Genomic DNA, 6,872 nt, shown 5'->3' with positions numbered 1-6,872 from the left:
TTTTATTAATGCTGGGAATTATAAGTATTGGTATTGCCGTGGGGTTACTGATAGGTGCCTTGCTGAACTCACTGACCATTCCGGGAGTTAACAACGACCTTAAATTTATCTTTTCTATATTCCTTTGTTTAGGGATTAGTTTTTTGGTGGGATATAGGGTGCTTAAGTCGCATTCCCGGAAGAGGTGAGGAGGTCCCAAAACATGTGATCGTTCAATATCTCCGTCCCGTAATCAGGAGAGCAGCACAACCTATAAATTAATTTTTAGTCGTGCTGCTTTCCTGTGTATTATCTCGAACTTGTAACAACTAGCTTTTGTCTTTCACCCTTTTTACCATCAGATATTTCAATAAAATAAATACCCGTAGGAAGATCATCAACATTAATTTGAGCCTTGCTGCTGCCAGGTGCAATTTTGAATTCTTTCCTCAATGTACCAGCATTATCAAAGATACGAATTAATGATATAGCGGAAATTGTTAATGTATTTTCTTTCTTAAATTTATCTCCTCCATTATCAAAAGCTTCTACCGTTACAGTTTTATCCGCTGGATTGGGATAAATTTTATATTGGAGGGCTGTTAAGGTACACCAGTTGTGAACACTTAACGGTGAAGAGTATGCAGATGCTCCACATGAATTACTTTGACGACAATAAATGCTATGAGTTTCATTGCAAGGTATTGATCGGTAGGTTACGCCGTCAGAATTCCAACGTATCTGAACACCGTCGAAAAACCAGTCATATCCTACTGGAGGGCCAGTTGTAGAGGCGGTGAAAACATAATCTGTAGTAGTAGATTTTGTGTACGTAATAGTAGGTACAGCAGGTACTCCAACTCCTATCGTTTTGAATCTTGAAACCAGATTAGAACCTCCACACATGGCAGTATTGATAGTTCCGGTAATAGTGACTGCACCATTACCAACCTTTGTTACTGTAGCGGGATTGCCCGATGCCGAGACTGTAGCTATGGAAGTATTGGAAGAAGTCCATGTAACAGGCCCCGTATAAGGATTGCCATCCGTGTAGTAGGATAATTGTATAGTGCCACTGCATAAAATGTCAGGGCCTGATAATCCTTGCGTGTTTCCTGGATTAATCAATGAAGAAATATTTGCGGTATTAATTGTGGTAACACCACTACCAGAAGGGTCCAGCCAATTACTTAACCTTGTGGAACTTGTACCTCCACCTGACCAAGAAACGTCGAATGCTCCGTACCAATCTCTCAAATCTGAACTTGTGCAGGAAGAATACCCACCATGTAACTGTCCAACTATCCTATGGTTTTGATCAAATAGGGGAGAGCCGGAAGAACCTCCTTCAGTGACGCCATTATCCCAATTTACTTGCCAGTGGTCGGTACCTGCAATGCCATTATAGCCTGTTTTTGTTGGTACATTATTATCAAGAGAAATCTTCATTACATCTCCTCTCGGATGATGAATGCCAGTTGTTGCCGTTCCAGCTGTAGCGCTCCGGTTCCATCCGGCATATCTTATCCCTGACGTTAACGAAGGTATTTGTGAAAGCTGAAGAAGAGCAAAATCACTGGGTCCATAATTTGCCTTCAAAGTACTTCCGTTAAATAAAATCCCATCACTATTCGCGGAGGGACTACATGTTGGGCTCCATGCTTGAAATTGAAATCTCCAGCTTGCTACCGTCGGCGAGGCCGCATAACAGTGGTTGGCTGTTAAAAAGTAAGGTATTGCTGAATTGCAGGTGTTGCCAATCATTGCACCTGTACATAGTGCTGTCCCGTCAGAAAGTGTAATCAAGGCAACGCTGTTTCTCTCTTCCGTCCATCCAGACCCTAAAGGACATAATACATTTATATTACAGGAGCCGGATAATCCAAACCCTATAAGCTTATCGATAAAAATCTGTTTGAATCCATATGCTACGTTCGATATATGTAATTTTAGGTCCGCTTTACTTTTTGTTGGAACCTTTATTTCAATGTTGATATCTTCTCCCTTATAAATAGCACTACCCCATATCTGTCTTACATTATTTTCTCCTGGCCCAACTGGCCCCATGATCATTGTGCCGTCTCCGTTATAGATGTGTAATTCTGTTTCTTCTGGCAAGTAGAATTTATCAAAGTTAAAACTCAGCGTTTCGGCACTATCTGCATGTATTGTAAACTTTCCGTAACTATAGGATGTTTCGTTTATCCAGGCAGCTGATGTCATGAGATCAATATTCACGGGTACAGCTTCTGCGATTAGGAATTGTTTCTCACCGGCTTTTAGATATTGACTTTCTTTTAATAGGAATCGTTCCTTTGAAGGTGGGGTAACCCTATAGGTATTGATAGCATACTGCCTGGAAAAATAGCCCTGCGCACTGATCTTTACCTGATTGTTGTAATTTATTCGAACTTGAGCATAGGATATTAAGGTGCATACAAAGAAAACACCTGACAGGAATAAAATTTTGGGATTCATTAATGTATGTTTTTAGTGAGAAATCGCCTGAATCACACCATAGGATGTACTTTAAAACCTCACTCCTGCTGCAATACCACCGCCGAAACCGGTAAACCATTTGTTCCTGGACGCATTTTGGGGTTCCAGGAAAATTTCATCTTGTTTCCACTGATCAAAAACTGGTATCAGTATCCTGGGGCCAACGTAAAAATTACCAAAGTTTTTATTGAAACCGATATTAAGGTTTGCGGAAAACCCAAAAAACTCAGATTTCTTCCTTTTATAATCGGGATACCGGGCATTTTGTGGGGCCGGAATCTTAAATACCTGAGAGTAAGTATAATAGCTCTGTAGGCTTCCCCCTGCCAATAACTCATACCCTTTGTTCAAGGCAAATACTCTGTCTGCACCTATGTTAAATGTTATTGTGTTATAATAATAGCCATCCGTATAAAGCATGATAGCATCCGTCGTAGGATACACCAAAGGCCTTTTGGGGTATGTGCCACCATTGGTCCTGGCATCATAAGTATTTATTTTATTGAAAGAATACTTATAATACCCTAAGCCGATTCTTGCCTGCAACTTACCAGAAAGAGCTCTGATATAATAAGCCGAAATCCCGTAGCTATCTCCTTTCAAAGAAAGCTTCGTGGAGAAACTGCTTCTTCCATAGGAGTTATCAAAGGAACCATAGTTATCATGTATGAAATATGAATAAAGTTCAATACTGTTCGCTTTTACCTGACTAAAAAGGGTTTTGCTAAACAATACAATAATGAGAACACAATAGAAGAATCTCATAGGAGTAATGAAAGGTTAAAAAACTAGAAATACAGGTTATTCTTTGAGTCGCACGCTTGTAATTAAAGCCAGTTTTGGTTGCATCGTAAATGTAAGTATAAATATTCAAGATGCCTCTGGAAATATTAGTTCGCTCATGACACCCAACAGCCAATATATTTATCACGTAGATGAACAAGTGCTGGTGTGGAGATTGACAAAAATCCAGAATGGGAGGGAAGATGCGGAGAAAATAGAGTAAGGAAGGATTAGCATGTATATAAAATAAAGAGATAGTTGCTTTGGTTTATATGATATGGATGGATTTAAGGGAGGTCAATTGATCAGATTTTAAAACCATATTCCTCCGATAAATAGTCTTTAACAGCTTGCATGTCGGTCAGTCTCACAATTATCTGTACATTCCAGTCGACCAGTATCAGGTTGAATTGCTGTCCTAATGAATGAAGAGCGGTAAGGATTTGATCACAACTTTCTTTCGTAATGAAGGAGAACGACGATACCAGGTTTAGGTTTGTAACGATCGTATCATTTGATCTTACAACCATCCCCAGTCTTTCAAAGCCAAAAGCCATGGCGCTTTTGACAGTAGTTGTGTAACTGCTGCCGTATCCGGTTTTTACGTTAATAAATGAATTAAAACATATGGGCGTTAGATAGTCCTTTAGTTCAGTGGATGAAATATTTAACTCCTGAACTCCCGAATGGTTATCCCTAACAATCATATTTGTAAATCCAAACGGCTTGCCCTTGCCTTCCGGCATATTTTCTATTTCAATGAAAAATCTGCTATAATTTTCTGCCGGTACTAGTTCAATTTGGTCAAAATCGTCTTCGTGTATAAAAATTGAGTTTGCCATTAGGTCGGATTATTTTTATTGTTTCAGGGAAATATTCAGGCAAAAGTAGATAATGCCTTCTGACTTTTAAATAATATGCCCCAGCCATGGGCCGGGGCATATACAAATTACATATACATATTACAAATTAGAAATTCGGATTCTGGATCAATATCCCCTGACTTCTATCTATCTCCTGTTGCGGCATTGGGAAATAGTAATTCTTTGGACGCGCAAATGTCCTCGCTGCGCCACCGTTGATGATAGGAGTACCATCATATGCCAGTTTAGGCTGTTTGTATAACGTTACGATATCTATCAGTTTCGCTTTGTCCCAGCGCAATAAATCCTGGTGACGTTCATTCTCACCACACAGTTCTACTCTGCGTTCATGCATCAGTTCTTTCATACCGGCATTGGTCACGGTAGGCAAAGTGGCGGAGGCACGTTGACGAACCGCTTTTATTTCCGCATCACCGGCGCCAGCGCCATTTAAGCGGATTTTGGCTTCGGCTACGAGCAGGTAAATATCTGCGGAGCGCATCAATGGTGTTTTAAGAGAGTAGTCCAGGCCACCGGAAGGTTTCCAGGCGCAGAATTTTTTATAATGATAGCCACTCCAGGAAGCATCTGCATTATAGGTAGCAATACCGGTACCTATATTTACCTGGTCGCCGGGTTGCATGATACAGATAGTTTTGCGTGGATCATTTGTTTCAAATTCATCTACCAGTCCTTTAGTTGGGTAGAAGAAGCTCCAGCCATTCCAGTTACGGGGAGCATGGTAAGTGATGAAGTCGGAATAACCGTTACCATCAACGGTTTGAACCGCCAGTAACATTTCTGAATTATTACCGGTGGCTACGCTGAAGTTATCGGCATAATGAGGTGCTAATGCATAATGTGTGTTGCTGGTGACTTTGCTGCCGAATTCAATGGCTTTATCCAGTTTTTCCCAGTTCATATACAGCTTGCAAAGCAGGCCCCAGGCAGTACCTTTGCTCACACGGCCTTTGTCGCCATCACCATAGGTTTCAGGCAATTGGTCGGCGGCCGCCAGCAGATCTGTTTCAATCTGTGCACGCAGTTCGTCGGCACTAACTTTAGGTTTTTTGTAATTGGATTTGAGTACATCGTCTTCTGTAACAATGGGGGCCTCTCCATAGATCAGCAGCAGGCGCCAGTAGGCGAAAGCGCGGAAGAAATGGGCTTCACCCAGACAACGGTTTTTGATGTCGGTATCAATGTCTGTTATTTTAGGTACATAGATGAGTACATTGTTGGCGCGACTGATCGTTTCATATTTCCATCTCCAGCCTACCCGTACACTGTAGGTGGTGGGGTCATAGGAAAAGTCTTCGATGGCGGCGTCATAGCCGTGGTCACCACCGCGTACCTGGTCGTCTGAGCAGTTATCGAATACAAACTCGTTAAAGCCGGTATAATCTTCTTCCAGTAATACATTATACATACCGGTAACACCATCTAAGGCATCGGCCTGATTACGCCAATAGTTGCCGGTGGTGTAGTTCCCTTTGGGCTTCACATCCAGCACGCTTTTACAACCTGCTACCAGTAATGCGGTTAATAGAAATATATGTTTGATCCGTTGCATAGTAATTAATTTAAAGTTCCCGTGAATTAAAAGTTAAGGGTAGCGCCAAAAGTAAAGGTCCTGGCCTGTGGATAGGCGGCTACGTCTACACCACGTTGTCTGTTACCATCGGCGGTACCATTGTATCCCAGCTGCGGTGTTAAACCGGAATAGCGGGTGAGGATAAACAGGTTTTGTGCAGCTACATATACATGGATATCAGAAATGCCGCTGCGACCCCAGATGCTGGAGGGGATGGTGTATCCAAGAGAAGCATTTTTCAGGGAAAAATAATCGCCGTTTTCTACAAAACGATCGGAAACACGGCTGTTGGCGTTGTTATCGTTTTTCGACATACGTGGTACGCTGTTGCTGGTACCTGCGCCATGCCAGCGGTTCAATGCGTCGGCATACATGTTATAGGAATAGGTGGGATCCATGCCCTGCATTTTATCAGCGTTGTATAGTTTTACACCGCTTACGCCGGCAAAAGAAAGACTCAGATCAAAACCTTTGTAACTGCCACTGGCCTGTATGCCGTATACCATTTTAGGATTGGGGCTGCCCAGGTTCACACGGTCTTTATCGTTGACGATGCCGTCGCCATCGGTGTCCACAAATTTTACATCACCGGGTACAATTTTGCTTTTGTTAGGATCGTTGGCGATGTTGGCGTCATTTTTTATTTCATCTGCGGTCTGATAAATGCCATTGGTTTTCCAGCCATAGTAGGAGGCCAGTGGCTGACCTACATAGGTGCGGGAAATTTCTACGCCCTGGCGTCCGTACGGAGTAGAGCCAATGTAAGAAGAAGGATCGTATAGTTTGGTCACTTCGTTTTTAATGAAAGAAGCGTTGGCGCTTACGTTGTAATGAAAACGATCATTGCCGCCCTGGTAGCCTACTTCTACTTCCCAGCCTTTGTTGTTCAGCTGACCAATATTACGGTCAGGAATAGCGGAGGTACCATGCAAATCCATTTCAGGAGCGGGTACCAGCATGTCGCGGGTATTCTTGTTAAACCAGGTAATGGTGGTATTTAATTTATTTTGGAAGAAGCCAGCTTCGAGGCTGATGTTCGTCATCGCCGCTTTTTCCCAGGTGATATCCGGATTGGCGAGTCTGGAATTCCATACGCCGGTAAACGGATTTTCACCGAAGTTATAACGTCTGTCTTTGTCTATCGGCGCCAGGTA

6 protein-coding genes are annotated in these 6,872 nt (G+C 42.3%); 1 reads left to right on the top strand and 5 read right to left on the bottom strand.

Translation table 11 applies throughout. The annotated features are described in order from the left end of the window. Positions 1-188 (top strand): hypothetical protein (locus VIP81_RS06010; protein ID WP_331957568.1); only part of this gene is annotated, 188 nt, incomplete at its 5' end. 100 nt (positions 189-288) lie between these two features. On the opposite strand, the gene VIP81_RS06005 is transcribed toward VIP81_RS06010, so the two are convergent. The 5 genes from VIP81_RS06005 to VIP81_RS05985 form a co-directional block, all read right to left on the bottom strand. Continuing rightward, on the bottom strand, positions 289-2,457 hold the full coding sequence (locus VIP81_RS06005) for a T9SS type A sorting domain-containing protein (RefSeq protein WP_331957567.1): 2,169 nt from the start codon (positions 2,455-2,457) through the stop codon (positions 289-291). 51 nt (positions 2,458-2,508) lie between these two features. Continuing rightward, positions 2,509-3,243 carry a hypothetical protein gene (locus VIP81_RS06000; protein ID WP_331957566.1) on the bottom strand — a complete coding sequence of 245 codons (735 nt, stop codon included), beginning with the start codon at positions 3,241-3,243 and terminating at the stop codon, positions 2,509-2,511. Between the two features lie 323 nt (positions 3,244-3,566). Then, positions 3,567-4,103, bottom strand: coding sequence for a hypothetical protein (locus VIP81_RS05995; RefSeq protein WP_331957565.1), 537 nt, complete (start codon positions 4,101-4,103; stop codon positions 3,567-3,569). Positions 4,104-4,230: 127 nt separating this feature from the next. Continuing rightward, complete coding sequence (locus VIP81_RS05990; RefSeq protein ID WP_331957564.1) at positions 4,231-5,697, bottom strand: RagB/SusD family nutrient uptake outer membrane protein; 1,467 nt, start codon at positions 5,695-5,697, stop codon at positions 4,231-4,233. Positions 5,698-5,723: 26 nt separating this feature from the next. Further along, a partial coding sequence (locus tag VIP81_RS05985) for a TonB-dependent receptor domain-containing protein (RefSeq protein WP_331957563.1) occupies positions 5,724-6,872 on the bottom strand: 1,149 nt, incomplete at its 5' end.

The organism is Chitinophaga sp., from assembly GCF_036566945.1.
GTDB lineage: Bacteria > Bacteroidota > Bacteroidia > Chitinophagales > Chitinophagaceae > Chitinophaga.
Note: the sequence above shows the minus strand (reverse complement) of the source record. Positions and strands in the feature narration are given on the sequence as shown.

Excerpts from the sequence above, each read along its gene's own strand:
- VIP81_RS06005 (WP_331957567.1), bottom strand. The coding sequence starts at position 2,457 with ATGAATCCCAAAATTTTATTCCTGTCAGGTGTTTTCTTTGTATGCACC.
- VIP81_RS06000 (WP_331957566.1), bottom strand. The coding sequence starts at position 3,243 with ATGAGATTCTTCTATTGTGTTCTCATTATTGTATTGTTTAGCAAAACC.
- VIP81_RS05995 (WP_331957565.1), bottom strand. The coding sequence starts at position 4,103 with ATGGCAAACTCAATTTTTATACACGAAGACGATTTTGACCAAATTGAA.
- VIP81_RS05990 (WP_331957564.1), bottom strand. The coding sequence starts at position 5,697 with ATGCAACGGATCAAACATATATTTCTATTAACCGCATTACTGGTAGCA.